Raw genomic sequence first — 319 nt, 5'->3', positions numbered from 1 at the left:
CCCCCCCCCCCCCCCCCCCCCCCCCCCCCCCCCCCCCCCCCCCCCCCCCCCCCCCCCCCCCCCCCCCCCCCCCCCCCCCCCCCCCCCCCCCCCCCCCCCCCCCCCCCCCCCCCCCCCCCCTTTTCACGCAGAAGACGGCATACGAGATGATACCTCCTGTCTCGTGGGCTCGGAGATGTGTATAAGAGACAGCGTCTGGTGTTGGGGTTGGGCGATGTTTCCGATCTGAACGGCGGCTACCCATGGGGTATCTGGATCGCATTCGATCTGCTGGTGGGCACCGGTTTGGCCTGCGGCGGCTGGGCGTTGGCCTGGGCGG

Annotated in this window: 1 pseudogene; it reads left to right on the top strand. The window is 74.9% G+C overall.

The features are described from left to right. Positions 1–189: 189 nt before the first annotated feature. Positions 190–319: pseudogene (locus tag JHD74_RS26265) on the top strand (Ni/Fe-hydrogenase cytochrome b subunit); the annotation flags it as partial.

It is taken from the genome of Serratia sp. ASV30 (assembly GCF_016428815.1).
In the GTDB taxonomy this organism is placed as follows: domain Bacteria; phylum Pseudomonadota; class Gammaproteobacteria; order Enterobacterales; family Enterobacteriaceae; genus Chania; species Chania fonticola_C.
The sequence above is the reverse complement of the archived record's forward strand: the minus strand, read 5'-3'. Positions and strand labels throughout refer to the sequence as shown.